At 36.8% G+C, this 19,936-nt stretch carries 10 protein-coding genes; 7 read left to right on the forward strand and 3 right to left on the reverse strand.

Annotation, left to right across the window (positions count from 1 at the left end; all coding sequences use genetic code 11):
• Window positions 1-3: 3 nt before the first annotated feature.
• The gene (locus K5X82_11780) at window positions 4-1,683 is read right to left on the reverse strand and encodes a RagB/SusD family nutrient uptake outer membrane protein (GenBank protein QZT35973.1); all 1,680 of its coding nucleotides are present in this window, start codon (window positions 1,681-1,683) and stop codon (window positions 4-6) included.
• Window positions 1,684-1,696: 13 nt separating this feature from the next.
• Window positions 1,697-4,696: a TonB-dependent receptor gene (locus K5X82_11785; protein QZT35974.1), complete on the reverse strand. Its 3,000-nt coding sequence runs from the start codon at window positions 4,694-4,696 to the stop codon at window positions 1,697-1,699.
• An 829-nt stretch (window positions 4,697-5,525) separates the two neighbouring features.
• Between K5X82_11785 and K5X82_11790 the strand changes: the two genes are divergently transcribed.
• From K5X82_11790 to K5X82_11820, 7 genes are all read left to right on the forward strand, one after another.
• Complete coding sequence (locus tag K5X82_11790; protein QZT35975.1) at window positions 5,526-5,930, forward strand: hypothetical protein; 405 nt, start codon at window positions 5,526-5,528, stop codon at window positions 5,928-5,930.
• Between the two features lie 1,108 nt (window positions 5,931-7,038).
• Window positions 7,039-8,061 (forward strand): LacI family transcriptional regulator, encoded by a 1,023-nt coding sequence (locus K5X82_11795; protein QZT35976.1) that lies wholly within the window; start codon window positions 7,039-7,041, stop codon window positions 8,059-8,061.
• A 627-nt stretch (window positions 8,062-8,688) separates the two neighbouring features.
• Window positions 8,689-10,050 (forward strand): MFS transporter, encoded by a 1,362-nt coding sequence (locus K5X82_11800; GenBank protein ID QZT35977.1) that lies wholly within the window; start codon window positions 8,689-8,691, stop codon window positions 10,048-10,050.
• An 11-nt stretch (window positions 10,051-10,061) separates the two neighbouring features.
• Window positions 10,062-10,709, forward strand: coding sequence for a beta-phosphoglucomutase (gene pgmB / locus K5X82_11805; GenBank protein QZT35978.1), 648 nt, complete (start codon window positions 10,062-10,064; stop codon window positions 10,707-10,709).
• Between the two features lie 27 nt (window positions 10,710-10,736).
• Window positions 10,737-13,040: a glycoside hydrolase family 65 protein gene (locus K5X82_11810; GenBank protein QZT35979.1), complete on the forward strand. Its 2,304-nt coding sequence runs from the start codon at window positions 10,737-10,739 to the stop codon at window positions 13,038-13,040.
• A gap of 91 nt (window positions 13,041-13,131) precedes the next feature.
• Complete coding sequence (locus tag K5X82_11815) at window positions 13,132-15,048, forward strand: glycoside hydrolase family 13 protein (GenBank protein QZT35980.1); 1,917 nt, start codon at window positions 13,132-13,134, stop codon at window positions 15,046-15,048.
• A 244-nt stretch (window positions 15,049-15,292) separates the two neighbouring features.
• Entirely contained in the window at window positions 15,293-17,674 is a 2,382-nt protein-coding gene (locus K5X82_11820) for a DUF5110 domain-containing protein (protein QZT35981.1), read from the forward strand.
• A gap of 168 nt (window positions 17,675-17,842) precedes the next feature.
• Here the strand turns inward: K5X82_11820 and K5X82_11825 are convergent, their stop codons facing one another.
• Complete coding sequence (locus K5X82_11825; protein ID QZT35982.1) at window positions 17,843-19,693, reverse strand: hypothetical protein; 1,851 nt, start codon at window positions 19,691-19,693, stop codon at window positions 17,843-17,845.
• Between the last annotated feature and the right edge of the window lie 243 nt (window positions 19,694-19,936).

Below are 19,936 nucleotides of genomic sequence, written 5' to 3' on the forward strand. Positions count from 1 at the left end.
ATTTTAGTAGCCAGAATTCTGATTTAAATTAGTATTTGCTCCAACATCTTTACCAGGAAGAGGAAATAGTCTATATTTTCTATTTACACCAGAACCTGATTTTGATCCACCTTTCCACTCCCAAACATAATCAGAAGAGGTAAACTTATTGAAACGAATTAAGTCCGTACGTCTTGAACATTCCCAAAACAACTCACGTCCTCTTTCATCCAGGATAAAGTCAGTATTTAGATCTGTATCTGTAACAGCCCCACTAGCATCTCCATAAGCACGTGTACGGATCTTATTTAGCAACTCTAAAGCTTTAGTTCTTGTACCGAACGTGGCTCCACGAACAACAGCCTCTGCATACATCAAATAAGAATCAGCAAGTCTGAACATTGGAAAATCAGTAGTCACGAAATCTTTATTGGAAGGACTATTTGTGGGATCTTGTGCAATATTTCTAAACTTCATTACACCATATCCATCAGAATATTTTGCAGGATTATCTACTGCTTTTTTACCAGAATCAAAGAACATACCTGCAAAACCTTTATCTACAACTTCTACATCCTTACCATCCTGTTGAACTGTTTTATATGTCTTAGGTTCTACATACCCTCTGAAATCTCCAGTTGAAAATCGATCGATCAATTGTGGACGAGCACGGTTACCACCCCATCCTCCACTTAGACCTATTGCATCAGGAGCTATCTCGCCACCTGTAGCACTAAAGGCTAGGAAGTTCGTTCCACCATAAGTCTGCATCTTATCACCATCATAAGGAATAGTAAAGATAAAACCGCTTCTTACTGTTGCATTGTTGTTATCGGCATAAAAAAGGTGCTTATATGAACCAGTATAGAAAGTATACGCGTCATTTACTTTCGTAGTATATTCAACAACTTTATCCCAATTTCCTGCAACTGAAGTGCCTTTATAAACCTCGGCATTCAAATAAATCTTTGCCATCAACATCCAAGCAGCACCTTTATCCACACGACCATAAGGAGCAGTCATTGCCTCTAGCATGTCAGGAGTAAAAGCTTCTACTTCAGTGATCAACCAATCATAAAGATCACCTCTCATTTTCTGCTGAGGGAGATACGTACCTACGCCCATCTCTTCAGTAACAAAAGGAACATTTCCAAACACATCCATCAACACCCAATAAGAGTAAGCACGAATAAAACGAGCCTCTGCTCTATACACTTTAATATCATCCTTTATATTGGACTGACCTCTAGCATCTAGGTTTGCATCTGTAGACTGACGAAGAAACTCATTACTCATCGCAATCTCATTGTAGAGACGATAGTATAGACCTTCCATAAATGGGTTGGCAGGAGAGAATTTTAGATTGTTTAATTCCGAAACACCAAAATCACCCCATGCACATATTGCTTCATCTGTAACTAAAACCTGTGCATTCCATAGATTACGAATGTAAGATGAAGTTCCTTCATCAATTCCACCAACATCACCATCCCCTGCAGGCCCTTTCTGACCTGTTAATGATAATCCAGCGTACACTTTGGCAAGCACTTGTTCGTAGCCAGTTTTTGTTGTATATAACTGTTGTGCAACAACATTATCTGGATCTTGAGGTAACACATCCAAGTCATTCAGACACGATGTAAATAACATCGTTGTGGATGCAAGAATACCTAATCCTATATTTTTTATCTTTTGAATCTTCATAATCAGAATAGGTTTAGAAAGAAATATTAACACCTAACATATAAGTCCTAGAACGTGGATAGAAGTTGTTGTCAATACCAACGTTTGTTGTTCCATCCAAGTTAATAGTTGTAACTTCTGGATCTACCCCAGTGTAATTAGAAATAATGAACAAGTTTTGGGCTGTTGCATTTATCCTAATACTTGAAATGGCTCTAGAAATATTGTTAAATGTATATCCCAATGAGACATTATCAAGTTTAAAGAAATCTGCATTCTCAACATAATGAGATGACCAATATTGAACCTTATCAAAACTATTTGCTGCTATTGGCAATCTGTTAGACAAGAAATTACCTCCACTATTATACGTATCTTGTTTTACACCATTCGCAGATGCGTTGTTATTATAAACCGACGCACCAAATTGAAATCTTCCAGACATCGAGAAATCCCAATTCTTATACTGTAGACTTGTATTCAATCCAACCATCCATTTTGGTGCAGCTTGCCCTTTATGGATCTTGTCATTATCATTTATCAGGTGATCACCGTTTTGATCAACATAAACCCCCTCTAGTGGACGCCCATCCTCATCATAAACTTGCTCATAAACAAAGAATGAATTCGTTGGATGTCCTACTGAATTCATTTGAATTGTAGAACCTGTTCCTCCAGAAATACCACCAGTCGCATTACCTAAGAAAGATGGGTCATCATTATTTGTCAACTTTGTAATCTCATTCTGGTTATAAGTAAAATTGGTACCAACTCTCCAGTTCCAATCTTGTGTTGTTATAGCATTATAAGACAGATTAAACTCAACTCCTTGGTTGGTTAGATTACCCACATTTGTCAAGAGAAGATTTGTTAAATTAGCACCTGCTGGAACAGGAACTTCACTTAATAAGTCTGTTGTCTCGCGATAATACCACTCAAATGAACCTGAAAGTTTCTCCTCAAAGAAACCAAAATCAAGACCTACATTATAAGTAGTTGTTCTTTCCCATTTAAGATCTTCATCATAACCATTAGGTCTCTGTGTGTTGATATATGATCCACCCCATGGATATTGAGTAGTTGCATTAGAGACAGTATAGGTTCCTAAATAAGGAGTATCACCTTTGACTCCTTGCTGTCCTGTTTGTCCCCATCCCAATCTCAATTTCATCGACGAAATAGGATCCACATCTTTTAAGAAAGCCTCTTCTTTAATTTTCCAAGCAAAACCTACTGAAGGAAAATAACCCCATCTATTTGACTCTTTTAATTTTGATGTTGCATCGGAACGGAAAGTCGCATTCAATAAATATTTATGCTTAAATGCATACTCAACTCTACCGAAGAAAGAGATTAGATAGTTAAGATTCTTATCAATATTTTCAGGAGTAACGATATTATTCTGCATTGCATTATATGTAATATCAGTACCGTCTCTTTTAAATTTTTGATATGAATATCCGCCCATCGCTTTAAAAGTATGATCCTCTAAACTCTTATTGTATGTTAGGTAGAAATCTAAAGTTTGATTATTTTTATTCTGAGTATATGGCTTATATGAACCAGCACGATTAGGATCGTTTGGTGAAGACCAAGCAGCTGTGATATCAGTGATATCTGTACCCTTCGATTTAGAAACATCCAAACCAAGACTCAATGTAGCAGTCAAATCTGAAAAGAAACGAGGAGTATAGTCGAACTTACCATTAATGATTCCTCGATCTACTTTACTCGTATTGTTCGTTTGATCTAGTAAAGCGACAGGGTTATTAGGCGCAATCGTTACGGGGTTCCCTTTCGTATCAATTGTAGTAGTATATCCACCATATTTTGAATTTGGATCATATACAGGTTTCGTTGGATCATAAGTAATTGCATTACCCACTGCTCCATCATTAGCGAAACGATTATCAATATGCATATATTTTGCTGAAACAGACACTTTCAATTGATCCTCAAAGAAACTAGGGTTCAAATTTAGTCCTACAGTCTCTCTCTGCATAGATGAAGTTTTCACAATACCTTTTTGGTCAGTATAACCTAAAGACAGACGGTATGGTAAATTCTTCACACCACCCGACAAACTTACATTGTGATCTGTACTTACAGATGTTCTATATATCTCATCTTGCCAATTGGTATTCTGATTAGGATATGTCTGCGTATTCAAATAGGCTTTTGAATCTGCACCATATGTATTCTTAATAAACTCGCTATAAGATGGTCCATCCATTACATCTACTTTGTATGAAGGAGTACCAACAGAAACATTACCATTATAGGTAACCTTAATGTCTTGTGATTTCTTTCCTGTTTTTGTAGTAATTAAGATTACACCATTAGATGCTCTTGAACCATAAATAGCTGTAGATGATGCATCCTTAAGAATCGTAAAAGTCTTAATATCTGCAGGATTAATAGAGTTTAAAGGATTCTGCATACCTGAAACACCTTCTGTATCCATCGGCACACCATCAATTACTATCAGTGGATCATTAGATGCTGCCATCGATGAACCTCCACGAATACGGATTGTCGAACCAGCTCCTGGAGCACCTCCAGTAGAAGTAATCTGGACTCCCGATGCTTTACCAACCAATAGGTCTTGAGGTGAAGAAATGGCACCAGCATTAAATTCTTTAGATGATACAGCTTCTACAGCACCTGTTGCATCTTCTTTTTTAACCGATCCATAACCAATAATAAGGACTTCATCCAATCCTTGAGTATCTGTTACAAGTTCGATGGCTATATTGGTTTGAGAACCAACAACAACCTTTTGGGTTGCATATCCAATATAGGAGATGCTTAATGTTTCTCCTTGGTTTACTTTGAGTGTGAAGTTACCATCAAAATCAGTGATAGTACCTCTTGCAGTACCTTCCACCGCTATGGTTACTCCAGGGAGGAACTCTCTGGTAGACTTATCGACTACCGATCCTGTAATCATTTTTTCTTGGGCCTGTGCAACACCTATACTTACAAGTGCAACCAGCAAGAAAAACATAGATTTAAATAGACTATTTACTTTCATATGGCTTGAGTTTTTCTTTAAAAAAAGCACAAAAGATTCCTATTCAGAAAAGAAGCTCTTTTCTGTTCGTTCTAATTATCAACTACTTAATAATAATCCTACAACTTATTTAACTCTGGGTCTTTGAAATGAAATTGTGTTTTTTGATTTGACTAAAATTCTGGTTCTTATTGAAAACAGTAACAAACAACTCACAAAAAAAGTTTGATGTTTTTTGGTTTACTTTAAATTCATATTCACAAAAGAAACATTTTTTCTTAAAGAAAAATTAATGTTGCAACCACAGGCATCAAAAAAACAACCGCAAACGTTTTCACAAACGTTTGCGGTCTACATGTTTTATAACACATTCATTCTAAATGCGTTAAAAACTTGTTCAATTTTAGAATTTTACCCATCACAAACATAATAATGCAATCGTTTTAACATTACATTACGACTATGTTGAAGAAAAATATATACCTTATATCTACACAATAGGTTTATTAAACATAACTTTAGCCTGTTTAAGAGAATGTTAACTCAAAGCAAGGTTTAAACAAAATAACGTTACAGAATAGCACATTTTTTAACAAAATATCATATATTTAAAATCTCAAAAATGACTTAACACATTATAACAAACACCAAACCTATGAGAATACTAGAGGCAGTCTTAAGGGTCCTATTTCTTATTATGACATTTCTTAAATTGCATGACATAATACCTTATCACTCTCAAATATCGATACCAACTGCTATATTAATTTGTATTTATCCCCTGTGGGGAGCGATGATCTTTAAAGACATTAGCCTAAGATATATTTTTACGAAAAGAGCATATAGACATATGAACAAGACAAAGCTTTTACTTGACGTATTAGCAGGAATCAGCTATTCATTGATCATTGTCGGACTCTTCCGTTCTATTCAATTGTGGAGTCCACACAAATGGACACTCATTACAGGTATGACCATTCAAATTGGAATAGTAATTGCAAACCTTCTATACAGTTTCAAAATCAAAAGAACTCCTTTTACTCGTATAATGAAGTTATCTCTATTTTGGCTAACCATTGGAGTATTATGCTTGAAAATGTCCACTCTGGAGTATGTAAAGGTTAGATACAGAGAGTATCCTAGATTTGTAAAAGCTTATGAGCTATACTACAAAGATAAAACCAATGGCTACAAAAAGAGTTATGCCATTAAGGTTTGGGAAAATGAGGTACTATCTGACGATTATAACATCTAAAATTAAAATAAAGAAATAATAATTAAAGCGATCTATCTCTTTGGAATAGGTCGCTTTTTGTATTTATATAAGTTCATGGTGACAAATATGGACGCATATATTTAAAATTACTACAGAAATAACCCAGACAGAGTTTAATTTACACTACCCTAGATGAAAAAATGACCGAATATCAATGAAAACCTTCCCTTTAAAGCCACTTTCCCCCGAATAACATACTACAATCCCCTGCCTTCTTTTGAATATCACTGGAAGTATATTCAATGTTCTCTCACTCAAAAAGCAGAATCGATGAATGTACTTCGAATGAACTTTGAATGTACTACGAACCATCTCAAAGGAAAGTCAGAGGATAATAGCCTTTTAGTTATGATGTAATGTTATAGATCTGTATAGATCAATTTAAGACATATCATCCGTATTTCATTCTTGCGCATCAACCTTTTGTGGACATTTATTTAGATGAGGTAATGCATAGTTTGCGTCAATTCATTGGCACGAAAAGGAGACATAAACCGATTTCAACCATTACAAAGACAAAACAACGCGAAAGGCATGCCAATGAATTGGCGCAAACTTCGACCTCCAACAGTCAATGTAGCACCTTCAGCGCATCGTTGGAGCAAAAACCTATAGACTGTTTTGAATAGATTACTGCTATCCATATCTATATAGTCTTTGATATCTCTTCTAATGATGTTAATGGATCTTTCTGATTACACTATAATATAAAAGATGATGTACTAGAAGGGATACAATCTGAAATAACCAAAGCGGGTAATGAGTAGTGGCTCATTTTTCAGCACTTCGTTGACAGTAGTAATATTTATTCACCACTAAAAGCAGTTGAGTTAAAGGGACAGCAACTTCAAAATAGTTATAATAATCGGTTTCAACGTTAAGAATACGTATCTTTGAAAGCAATAGAACAATCGCAAGGAGCCAAATTACAATACGAGAACAGACATTTTTGTCTAACGATTTTTAACTTAGAATAGATGATATACTATATTCTATAGCATGAAGAATCTACGATAAAATCGCTACCTTAATGGCGGCAAAACTGCAAACGTATTTAAAACACTAAACTGTCGTTATCATATAGCATATGAAGAAGAGTCAGGTCACCATAAAAGATATTGCAAAAGAGTTAGGAATTTCTGCGTCCACTGTTTCGAGGGCGTTAAAAAATCATCCTGATATTAGCCAAAAAACTAGAGATGCAGTTCACGAACTTGCAGATAAGCTCAACTATCAACCTAATGCGGTAGCATTAAGTTTAAAAAACTCCCGAACTCATACCATCGGCGTCATTATTCCTGAAATTGTTCACTACTTTTTCTCTTCTGTAATCAGCGGGATTGAAGATGTTGCTTACGATGCAGGCTTCAGTGTAATGATTTGTCAATCAAATGAGAAGTATGAGCGAGAAGTTACAAATGCTCAAACCTTATTATCCAATAGGGTTGAAGGTATACTGGTATCTGTTACGAAAGAGAGTGATAATTTTGATCATTTAAAGCAATTTTCAAGAAGGGGAATACCACTGATCTTTTTTGATAGGGACGCGAAAGAGATCGAGGGGGATCGAATTCTTATTGATGATATTGGAGCAGGATATAAGGCAACAAAACATTTAATTCAATCGGGATGTAAGCGTATCGCACATCTATGTGGACCACAAAGTCTAGAGATCGCACAGAAACGTCTTCAAGGTTATAAACAAGCCTTAGAGGAGGCAGGTATTACATTTATACCAGAGTATGTTATTGATGCTGATAATTTTGAATTAGGTAAGGTAGCTACACGTCAACTTCTAAGTCTAGATACTCCTCCTGATGGTATCTTTGCTGTTAACGATCTTACGGCTATTGGAGCCATCAAGGCTGTCCATAATAAAGGATTACATATCCCCAAGGACATTGCTATTGTAGGATTTAGCTCTGGTAGGTTCTCTGACATTACAGAACCCACCTTAACGTCTGTGGATCAACATGGCTATGAAATGGGAGCTAAAGCAACCCAATTACTTATAGAGAGAATCGAAAGTGAGGAAGATCCAGAAACATTTGTCAATCACTTTATTGAAACAAATTTGATTATTAGAGAATCTTCTATCCATCGAGATTAGATTCTATTTTGATATAAAAAGTCTCATTAATTCAATCGTTAGATACGAAAGAAATAATGGGACTTTTTATTGATCTATACCTAATCCTAGATCTCCTTTTCTGACCAATTAAACAGACCTCAATGTTTTTGTATCCATTTAGATCTCTCGATCTTTAATAACCGATTGGATACTAGTTTGTATTTCCAAACTGATCATACTCTTCTCAAAACAGTCGTATCACTAAATGTCTTCAGATTACGACTATTGTTTTCACCAAGAAACACCTATCAATTTAACGACTGATTATCAACAATATGAATGAACATTCCTTTTTCTTTTTTTGTTATAGTAACCAGCCTAATCAATAGAACATATTGAGGGACCTCAAGAAGGTTGAAAAAATGATTTTATTTTTTAAAAAACCGCAAACGTTTGAAAAAATGTTATGCAACATAGCAAACGTTTGCAAAGACAATATACAACTTATCAAGCAGTTAAACTGTTTTGAATACACGATTACGAAACTATTTTTGTATTAACTAAATATTAAATAATACTCTCTTTTCTGCGATGAAGTAGAGAGCTAGATTTTAGAAGTTAATACGTAATCAGGTCTAACCAATGACCCAATTAACCGATACTAATATGAGGACGAAACCAAAATTATCTTTTTGGCAGATATGGAATGTCAGCTTTGGGTTTTTAGGAATCCAAATGGGTTTTGCACTTCAAAGTGCAAACGTTAGTAGAATTCTTTCCAACTTAGGAGCAGACCTACATTCACTACCTATCTTTTGGTTGGCAGCTCCATTGATGGGGCTTATTGTTCAGCCCATTGTAGGAGCAGCGTCTGACAGAACATGGAATAGATTTGGGCGAAGAGGTCCTTATATTTTAGGTGGAGCTATTGTAGCGACTCTTTCGATGTGGCTTATGCCCAATGCATCATTGGTAATAAGTTTGATTCCAGCATTAGTCTTTGGGGCTTTGATGTTCGCATTGATGGATGGATCATTTAATATTACGATGCAACCTTTCCGTGCATTGGTTGCCGATATGGTGCCTGAAAAACAGAGGACTTTAGGATATTCCGTTCAGAGTTTTCTTATCAATGCAGGAGCTGTGGTTGGGTCGATTCTTCCTTATGTATTAACCAATGTATTAGATGTTGCCAATGAAGCACCTGACGGTGAGGTTCCAGCCTCAGTAATTTGGTCGTTCTATATTGGAGGTGCAATTCTTTTAGTTTCTGTTATATGGACCGTTTTCAGAACCAAAGAGTACGATCCTAAAACTTACTGTGAACAAAACGGTTTAGACCACGACCAGTGGATAAGTGAAAAGAACGAGAAGAAGAGTTTTGGTCAAAACTTATCCGAATTTGGTGGGTTAATGAAGAAGATGCCAAAAACCATGATGCAATTAGCCATTGTTCAATTTTTCTCATGGTTCGCATTATATATTATGTGGGTTTATACCACATCAGCAGTATCACAACATGTTTGGGGTACGGCTATCAGTGATACAAGTTCAAGTGCATACCAAGAGGCAGGTAACTGGGTAGGTGTAATGTTTGGTGCCTATAGTCTTTTTGCCGCAATATTCTCGATGTTAATGACTCGCATAGCAAATGCGATAGGTCGTAAGACCACCTACATGGTCAGCTTGCTTCTTGGAGGTATTGGGTATATTTCGATGTTCTACATCACAACTCCCAATGCACTTATTTTCTCTATGATCGGAGTAGGTATTGCATGGGCAGCAGTTTTGGCGATGCCATATTCTATTCTTTCAGAAGCACTTCCTGCAGATAAAATGGGAGTTTATATGGGGATATTCAATTTCACCATTGCAGGACCACAGATTATTTCAGGTTTACTCGGAGGAGCAATATTGTCTTCATTATTTGGCAATCAAGCAATCTATATGATGATCATATGTGGTGTTTCCATGTTATTGGCAGCAGCAGCTGTAAGTTTCGTAAAAATTCCTAAGCAACAAAATTAAAGGGTGATAAAATGGTACAGATAAAAGCTTGTTTATTCGATTTAGATGGTGTGATAGTAGATACTGCTAAGTACCACTACATTGCATGGAAAGAGTTAGCTAATGAGTTAGGTTTCGATTTCACAGAAGATGATAATGAGAGACTAAAAGGGGTGAGTAGAATGCGCTCTTTGGACATATTGTTAGAGATTGGAAACAAAACGCTAACAGAAGAGGAGAAGCTTCACTATGCAGAAAAGAAGAATACGAACTATGTTTCTTACATCCAGAAGATGAAAGAAGATGAGATTCTTCCAGGTGTAACAACATTCTTAAATATACTACGCGAGAACGGTATAAAGATCGCTTTAGGATCGGCAAGTAAAAATGCTCCTTTAATTCTTACCCAAATAGGATTGACCTCATACTTTGATGAGATAGTAGATGGAAACAGTGTATCGAAAGCAAAACCAGATCCTGAGGTATTCACGAAAGGGGCTTCGTTGTTAGGTGTTCCTGCGGAAGAGTGTGTCGTTTTCGAAGATGCCGTAGCAGGGATCGAAGCTGCTAAAGCAGGTGGCATGTTTTGTATTGGTGTAGGAGATCAAGAGACACTGTCAGAAGCAGATTTTGTGATCAAAGGTTTTGAAGAGATGAGCTTGGATCGTCTTAAGTTTTAAGGGTAACGAAAGAAAAAGAGATTAGATATGAAAGATTTTATCATACATGATAATTGGAAAGTAATTGAGGACCAATATCACCCAGAATGGAATGAGATTAGCGAGAGTTTAATGAGTCTTGGAAATGGACGCATGGGAGGTCGCGCTAATTTTGAGGAGAAATTCACAGGAAAGACCCTACAAGGAAACTATGTAGCAGGTGTTTACTATCCAGATAAAACTCGTGTGGGTTGGTGGAAAAATGGATATCCTGAGTACTTCGCTAAAGTTCTTAATGGAGCAAATTGGATTGGTATAGATGTCACTATTGGTGATGAAGATCTAGACCTAGCAACTTGTGAAGTATTGGATTTCCACAGAGAGCTTGACATGAAAGAGGGACACTTGGTTCGTCGTTTCACTGCAAAGCTTCCTAGTGGTAAAATCGTAGAAGTACATGCACAACGTTTTATGAGTATTGTAGACTCAGAAACAGGTGCCATTAGATATAGTGTTAAAGCCGTAAACTTCTCTGACCGTATTACGATCAAGCCTTACGTTGATTTCGACGTAATGAATAAGGATACCAACTACGATGAGAAGTTTTGGGACGAAGTGGAGAAGCAGATAACTACTGGTGAAGGTTATATTACCGCAGAGACGAGAAAAACGCTATTCCACGTTACTTCTGGTATGAAATTCCAGATCTTTGTAGATGGCGAAAAGCAACGTCTTAGCGCAGATTTAGAAGAGCGTAACAAATATGTCTCAAACATCGTGACTCTTGATGTGAAAGAGGGTCAGACATTAACTGTAGAGAAATTTGGTGTAAATCTTTCATCAGAATATACTTCGAAGAGTGAGTTGATGAACGATGCAAAGCAGTTTTTGCATAAAGCTTTCGATAAAGGATTCGACCAAATGCTTAAAGAGCACAAAGATGCTTGGGCAGTTAAATGGGAGACCAGTGATGTAATTATCGAAGGTGATGCTGCTGCACAACAAGGTATTCGTTTTAATATCTTCCAGTTAAACCAAACATATACCGGTGAGGATCCACGATTGAATATTGGGCCTAAAGGATTTACTGGAGAGAAGTACGGAGGAAGTACATATTGGGATACTGAGGCATACTGTTTGCCATTCTATTTGGCAACAGCTCCAGAAGAGATCTCAAAGAACCTTCTCCTTTATCGACACAAACATTTGGATAGAGCTATTGAGAATGCAGGTAAATTAGGTTTTACTAATGGTGCTGCACTATATCCAATGGTTACAATGAATGGTGAAGAGTGTCACAACGAGTGGGAAATTACATTTGAAGAGATTCATCGTAATGGAGCGATTGCTTTTGCAATTTATGAGTATATCCGCTACACCAATGACTTTGAATATCTAGCTCCTCATGGATTTGAAGTATTGCTAGGAATCTCTCGTTTTTGGGCACAACGTGTGAATTGGTCAAACCACCTTAACAAGTATGTGATGTTAGGAGTAACTGGACCAAATGAGTACGAGAACAATGTGGATAACAACTACCATACGAACCGTTTGGCTCAATGGACACTTAAATATACGAAAGAGGTTGTCGACTACTTGAAAGAGAATCATGCTGCAGAGTATGAGACACTAAAAGAGAAGTGGAACTTCGATGAAGCAAAAGAGGTAGAGAAGTGGTTGGATATTGTTGATAACATGCATTTCCCTTATGATGAGACTCGTCAGGTCTACCTACAGCAGGATAACTTCTTAAATAAAGAGATTGTCCCTACGGCAGAGATGGGAGAGGAAAATCGTCCAATTAACCAGAAATGGTCTTGGGATAGAATTCTTCGTTCTTGTTATATAAAGCAAGCTGATACACTTCAGAGTCTATACCTTTTCGAAGATGAGTTCGATACAGAGACGATTAAAAGACACTTCGATTTCTATGAACCAATTACAGTTCATGAGTCGTCTTTATCACCATGTATCCATAATATCTTAGCGGCAAAAATTGGTAATCATGACAAAGCTTATGAGATGTACCTTCGTACTGCTCGTTTGGACTTGGATGATTATAACAACGATACAGAAGATGGTCTACACATCACTTCGATGGGTGGAACCTGGATGGGATTCGTTATGGGATTCGGTGGTTTCCGTGCAAGAAACAACCGTCTTGTCCTTAACCCATTCTTACCAAAAGAGTGGAAAGGCTATAGCTTTAAAGTTAACTTCAGAGGTGCACACCTTAAAGTTCAAGCTACTCATGACAATATCATCATTGAAAATATCTCTGATGTACCATGCGAATTGACTGTATTTGATAAAGAGTATACTTTAGCTGGAAACGATACGCTAAAGTTGTAATATACCTATATTAATAAACCCTATCCTCCTTCTCTTGTTATTAAAAGAAGTGAGGTATAGGGTTTATTTGCATTAAAAAACACATACAGAGATGAAAAGAAAAACTATATTATGCCTACTTCTATCCTTCTTTGTTAGCTTTAATCTTATCGCAGCAAAGCCTAAATTGGATAGAGTAGAACCGATGTTTTGGTGGGCAGGGATGCATAATCCCCATCTACAATTGATGGTTCATGGTCAAGATATTGCTTTAACTCAGGTATCCATCAATTACCCAGGAGTGGAGGTAAAAGGTGTAACCCAATTAGATAGCAAGAACTACATCTTTATTGATTTAAACATCTCCAAAGATGCTAAAGCTGGAGTATTTGATATTCTTTTTAAGCAGAAGAATAAGGTTATTGCAAAATATGCTTATGAGCTACGTTCTCGTGAAGCTGGTTCTGCTATGCGAGAAGGTTTCAACACCAAAGATGCACTCTATCTAATTATGCCAGATCGTTTTGCAAATGGGGATACCTCTAATGATAATATCAAAGTAATGCGAGAGAACCTTAACCGTGAGAACTCTTTAGGGCGTCATGGTGGAGATATCGCAGGTATAGTAAAGAACTTAGACTATATTATCGATCAAGGATACACTGCTATTTGGTTAAATCCCGTAATTGAAAACGATATGCCAGCCAATTCATATCATGGATATGCAGTGACTGATTTTTATCAAATTGACCGTCACTATGGTTCAAACGAAGATTATAGGGCTTTTGCAAAAGATGCTAAAGACAAAAACATTAAGTTGATTATGGACATGATCTTTAACCACTGTGGTGCATTACACTGGTGGATGAAAGATCTTCCATCAAATGATTGGATCAACAATATGCCTGAAGGGGTAGATATGGGTAAAATTGAATATACAGACGAGGCCATGAATAAAATGGACAAGTCTGCATTTACCATTACAACCCATAGAAAGACAGTGATCCAAGACCCTCATGTGGCAAAAGGAGATCAAGATCATATGGTAGATGGATGGTTTGTTCCTTCTATGCCAGACCTAAACCAAAAGAATCCTTATGTGGCTAGATATCTTATCCAAAACTCGATATGGTGGATAGAGTATGCTCATCTTGCAGGTATCCGTATGGACACTTACCCATACCCTGACAAGAACATGATGGCACAATGGAATAAGGAAGTGTTGGAAGCATATCCAAACTTCACGATTGTGGGAGAAGAGATGTTCTTTGATCCATCTATCGTATCATACTGGGAGGGAAATGAAGCCAATAAAGATGGTTATATCCCTTACACACCATCAATGATGGACTTCCCTCTTCAAGGTGCATTGTGTAAAGGATTCACTGAAGAAGAAGGTTGGGAAAATGGGTTAATGAGAATTTACTTAACGTTAGCCAAAGACTTTCTATATAGCAATCCATATAACCTTGTTACTTTCCCAGATAATCACGATTTATCTCGTTACTACTCTGTGTTGAATAAAGATCTAGATCTTTGGAAGATGGGGATAGCAACAGTGCTTACAACAAGAGGTATTCCTCAGATATTTTATGGGACAGAGACGTTAATGGAAGGTTTCGCTCATGATGGACATGGTAAGATGAGGGCAGACTTCCCTGGTGGTTGGAGTGGTGATAAGGTCAACGCTTTCACAGGAGAAGGTCTAAATAAAGATCAAAAAGATGCTCAAAAATATATCCGTACACTATTAAAATGGAGAAAAGGATCTAAGGCGATCACTGAAGGTAAACTTATTCACTTTATCCCAGAGAACGGCATATACCTATATTCTCGATATACTAATAGTGAGAGAGTCGTAGTCATTCTAAATAAGAATGAGGAGGCTAAAGATGTGGATCCACTACGTTATGAACAAGTTCTAAAAGGTTTTACAAAAGGACATTCTGTACTTGATAATAAAGAGGTGGATGTGACAACTCCTATCCACATTGACGGAAAGAGTGTAATAATTCTTGAACTTCACTAAACATAGCATAGAGAAGAAGGCATCTTTGTGGTGTTTTCTTCTCATCTTTTTAAAGTGAAAACCATTATACGTCAACAGATGACATCTATGAGAAGGGGGTTGGATTTGCAGCAATGCATTCAACCTTTTTTTGTATCTAAGAGAAGGGTTACGAAATACCCATCAGTCAATCCGTTGTATTCAGGATACGAGTAATACCAATTGGTATCACACGATAATTTAAACCATATAGATACACTTTCTTATGAAAAAAGTTCATGTAAAGTACTACCTAATGCTTTTTGTCGCACTCTACTCATGGCGTGTTCAAGCACAAGTAAGTCATGTGGAGGTAACGGATAAAAAGATGTTATCCTTTCAATTAAACGAACTCCCTATAGAGATCTCGATATTCAACCCTTACACCATTGAAGTAAAAGCTTTAGAGGCGAACAAGGCACTGGAGACTTACGCTCTGGTTGGACAGAATCAACATGTTGATAACATCACGGAGGTCGATGGACAGGTTGTATTAGAAGGAGAGGAGTGGATAGCAAAGTTGACCAAACAACCATTTCAATTGGTTTTCTATAACAAAGTTGACTTAACCAACCCTATTGCTAGGTTAGTAGATATATCTTTTCAAAACCAACAGCTCTCCTTTGATTTCAAACTGTCTCCATCGGAGCAGATATATGGAGGAGGATCAAGGGCTCTAGACATGGATCGTAGGGGAGAGAAATTGAAGCTACATAATGAACCTCACTACTCTTATGGGTGGGGTGAGAAGAATTTAAACTTTTCACAACCGCTTTTTATCTCATCGAATAACTACAATATTTTCTACAATAGTGGTGCTACTGGAGAGGTCGATATTGCCAGTACGAAGAGAGATATTCTAAGTATTGGTTCTGGCTTTAGTGGTAATACCATCTACATCACCATTGGAAACTCACCAATAGATTTGCATCATAAATTCGCAAGTCTAGTTGGAACAGCTCCACTTCCTCCACGTTGGGCAATGGGTAATTTGATGTCTCGTTTTGGATATACTAGTCAGAAACAAGCTGAAGAGATGTTGGATAAAATGCAACAAGAGGAAATACCTGTAGATGCTATCATTTTGGATCTTTATTGGTTTGGATATGGACAAGAGAATTGGAGAATGGGAGACCTAAAATGGAATACAGATTCATTTCCTACACACCGAAGTATGATCCGTAATTTTAAACGTAAGGGAGTCGAAACGATTCTTATTGCTGAGCCTTTTATTTTAGAATCAACAGCAAGTCACAAAAGTGCGAACAAAGCAAATGCATTGGGACTCTCGGAAGATGGTAAGCCATTTGTTATTGAGAAGTTTTGGTTTGGTAAAGCTTCATTGGTAGATGTCTTCTCAAAACAAGGACAAGAGTGGTTCTGGAAAAAATATCAACCTCTTATTGAGGAGGGGGTATCTGCTTGGTGGGGAGACCTTGGAGAGCCAGAGATGCATCCTAATGGTATTCATTATAGCCTTGGAACAACAAACGAAGTACACAATATCTACGGACACTATTGGAGTAAACTTCTTTCGGACAAATACAATAAGTTATATCCAAACAAGAGGTTGTTTCATTTAAATAGAGCTGGGTTTGTAGGGACGCAACGATTCTCTAGCTATCCATGGTCTGGAGATGTTTCAAGAAGTTGGAGAGGACTGCGCCCTCAAGTGCCAATCATGTTAGGATTAAGCATGGGGCAGATGCCTTACGCTAGTTCAGATTTAGGCGGATTTTGTGCAGGGCCACAGAATAATGAACTGTATACAAGGTGGCTTCAATTTGGGGTATTTAACCCAATATACCGACCACACGGAGCTGATGTTCCATCTGAGGTTGTAGCATATCCAGATTCTGTTAAACAGATCGTTAAAAAAGCCATTGAACTTAGATACCAATTGATGCCATATAACTACACATTGGCATGGGAACAGGCAGTAGATGGTACACCATTGGCTAGACCTTGGTTTTATGAGAACAGTATTCCAAAAGAGATGTGGAATAGAAGTGATGTCTATATGTGGGGATCAAGCTTCTTGGTTTATCCTATATTAGCAGCGAAAGTTCAAAAGAAGGAAGTTTTTCTTCCATCAGGAGTATGGTTTGACTTCTTTTCTGGAGAGCGATATTTCGGAAATAGTAATATAGACATAGATGTAACAATGGAACATATTCCTGTTTTTGTTAAAGCTGGAAGTTTCGTACCCATGGTTGATACATTCCAGAACACCAAACAGTATAGTACTGAAAAACTTTATCTACACTATTATGCAGATATGACAGTTCCTAATAGCACCTATACTTGGTTTAATGATGATGGTGAAAACAAGAATAGTATCAGCAAGGAGATGTTTGAAACGATCAAAATTGATGCTAATCAAGATGGCAAATCATTGTCTCTTCGATTAGAACATAAAGGGAAACACTACTTAACAGGAAAGAAGAATGAAAGAGATATTCACATCGTTATTCACAATGTGGATAAACCTCACAAGCTACTGATAGAAGATAAGATACAGAATAAAAATGGAGTATGGAGTAAAGAAAATAAAACATTTGAAATAACCATTTCAGATCAAGTTAAGAACATAACATTGGAGTTCTAAATAGATATACGTGGAGCTAAAATAATTAGCTTCACGTATACCATTATTGAAATCAGAACATCACCTTTCCATTTATCTTATAATTTGTCATCACATCGATACCTTCAATGTGTATCATAGCAAAGGCAATTTGGTCTCTTACCTACATGTTTGGCAGATAAAAGTATTTTAACCCAATGTCTCAAGAAGGAGATCTTTCGCATCCACATCACCTAGATCAGAAGCTCTTTTTAATAACAAAATGCCCTCCTTCTTATCGGCATTAATTGTTTGATTTTCGATGTGAAGCCTTCCAAGAAGTACCATTGCTGGAACAAACTCTCTATCCACAGCAACTTTAAGTAGATCTATTGCCTTTTCATCACTCTCAAAAGTAGGTAACTGCAATAGAAGCACAGCATAGTTATAATATGCATGTATAACAGAATGGTCAATTGCATTCAAGTAATTCGTTTCAGCACGATCTAAGTCGATGATACCATCTTTTCCATGATGGTAAATCACTCCAATATTATTAAACGATTCTGGATAACCATTATGAGCAGCAATTCGATAGTTTAATACCGCCTCAGACATGCGAGAGATACGCCATTGGTTCGTTTCATGACCATAACCTAGATGCCATGCTGCTCCACTATTCCCACAAGACAATGCTCTTTCAAAACATCTCTTTGACTCTTCAGCATCCTCGGATAGATATAGGAGGCCCAAATGAAAAAGAGCATACTTCTCCCATTTTTCTTTCACTTGTGAAAACAGAGTTTTGGATTGCATAGGATTCTGAACGACCAACTTTCCTTTCAAATACAGAAGAGCTAAAATATATCTTGATAACTGATCTTCCTCAGAAGTAGCTCGCCTCAAATAGAGTAATGCTTGATTCTTATCCACTTCCACACCTCTTCCTATCCAATAGTATTTCGCCATCATTCTTAATGCCTCTTTATCAGATCGTATTGAAGCTTTTGAGAAGTACATATAAGCCTTATCCCAATCTTTCATTTTAGCATATCTTCTCCCTTGATGGAATAGGGCCTTGACATGATGGGCATCTACAGCTAAATCTAAATAATCGTATGCTTTGTTGATGTTACCATGATTCAGATAGATTGTATAGAGATCAAAATAGGCATCTGTACTTTTCTTATCCGAGGCCATCAGTAGATATTTCTCTCTCTCCTCCTCTTCAACTAAGGTAGAATAGAGGTATATAATATGCTCATCAGCATTGTCAATAATAGGAGATAGGATCTCTCTAGCATCAACGATTTCATTACGCTCAATATGTTCTTTTGCAATCTCCAATGAGGCTTGATGATTACCCGATTTTGCCGCTTTTAGAAACCAATACCTAGACTTCCTTGGTTGGTCATATTTCAATAATTCACCCAGTTTAAATTGTGCCTGTACACTAAATTCAGCAGCCTTTTCATTCCAATAGATGGCAAGTTTTTTAGAGACATCAACAGTAACTCCATCTTCAAAGAATGAAGCAACGGGCTCATACGCTTCTTTTACATCCCCTTTGGCCGCGTAGAAATACAGATCAACCTTCTCTTCAATCGTGATATGGTGTACAGAATATGGATGGGTATTTGCTATTCTAGCAGCTTTATAAGCACAATAGGCATCTTGCTCTTTAACACCATTCATATAACAAGAGATTGCTTCCTCCCAAAGCTTTCTTGCTTCATAAGCATCTCCAAGAATTGACCATATATTATCGGCACCTCGTTTTATTGCAAACCTATACCAACGATCCGCTTTAATGATATTATCAACACTTAAAAAATTATCTGCAATAAATACAATCTTATCGATAAGTGATAAGGACAAGAAAATATTCCACTCTTTACTGTCAAAGTCAAAGAGCTCATGGAATGCCAAAACACACTTTGCTTCCACATATTTCTTTTCAGATGCAGCATATAAGTAGTCTATCGCTCTCTTCTCATTCCCTTGATCTATATATTTAAGTGCAGTATAGTAGAGCTTCTCTCCGTTTTTAAACCATTTCATTTGCAAACATTATTTCATCCCAAATCACTCTCAAGATAGGTATAATACCGATTACATTTATGAATGATCAATATCCACGTGTTCTATTTTTAAACCTTGTTTAAACAATATAAATTACCGAGTATTTATCGCTCATTTATTAATCCAATTGGCACAAACTACTTCAAAATGAATGATTAGACTATATTTATTCAAATTATCATAAAAATATCTTCCAAAAATGATATTATTATTCTATTTTTA

Source organism: Prolixibacteraceae bacterium (assembly GCA_019856515.1).
Taxonomy (GTDB): Bacteria; Bacteroidota; Bacteroidia; order Bacteroidales; family Prolixibacteraceae; genus Halosquirtibacter; species Halosquirtibacter xylanolyticus.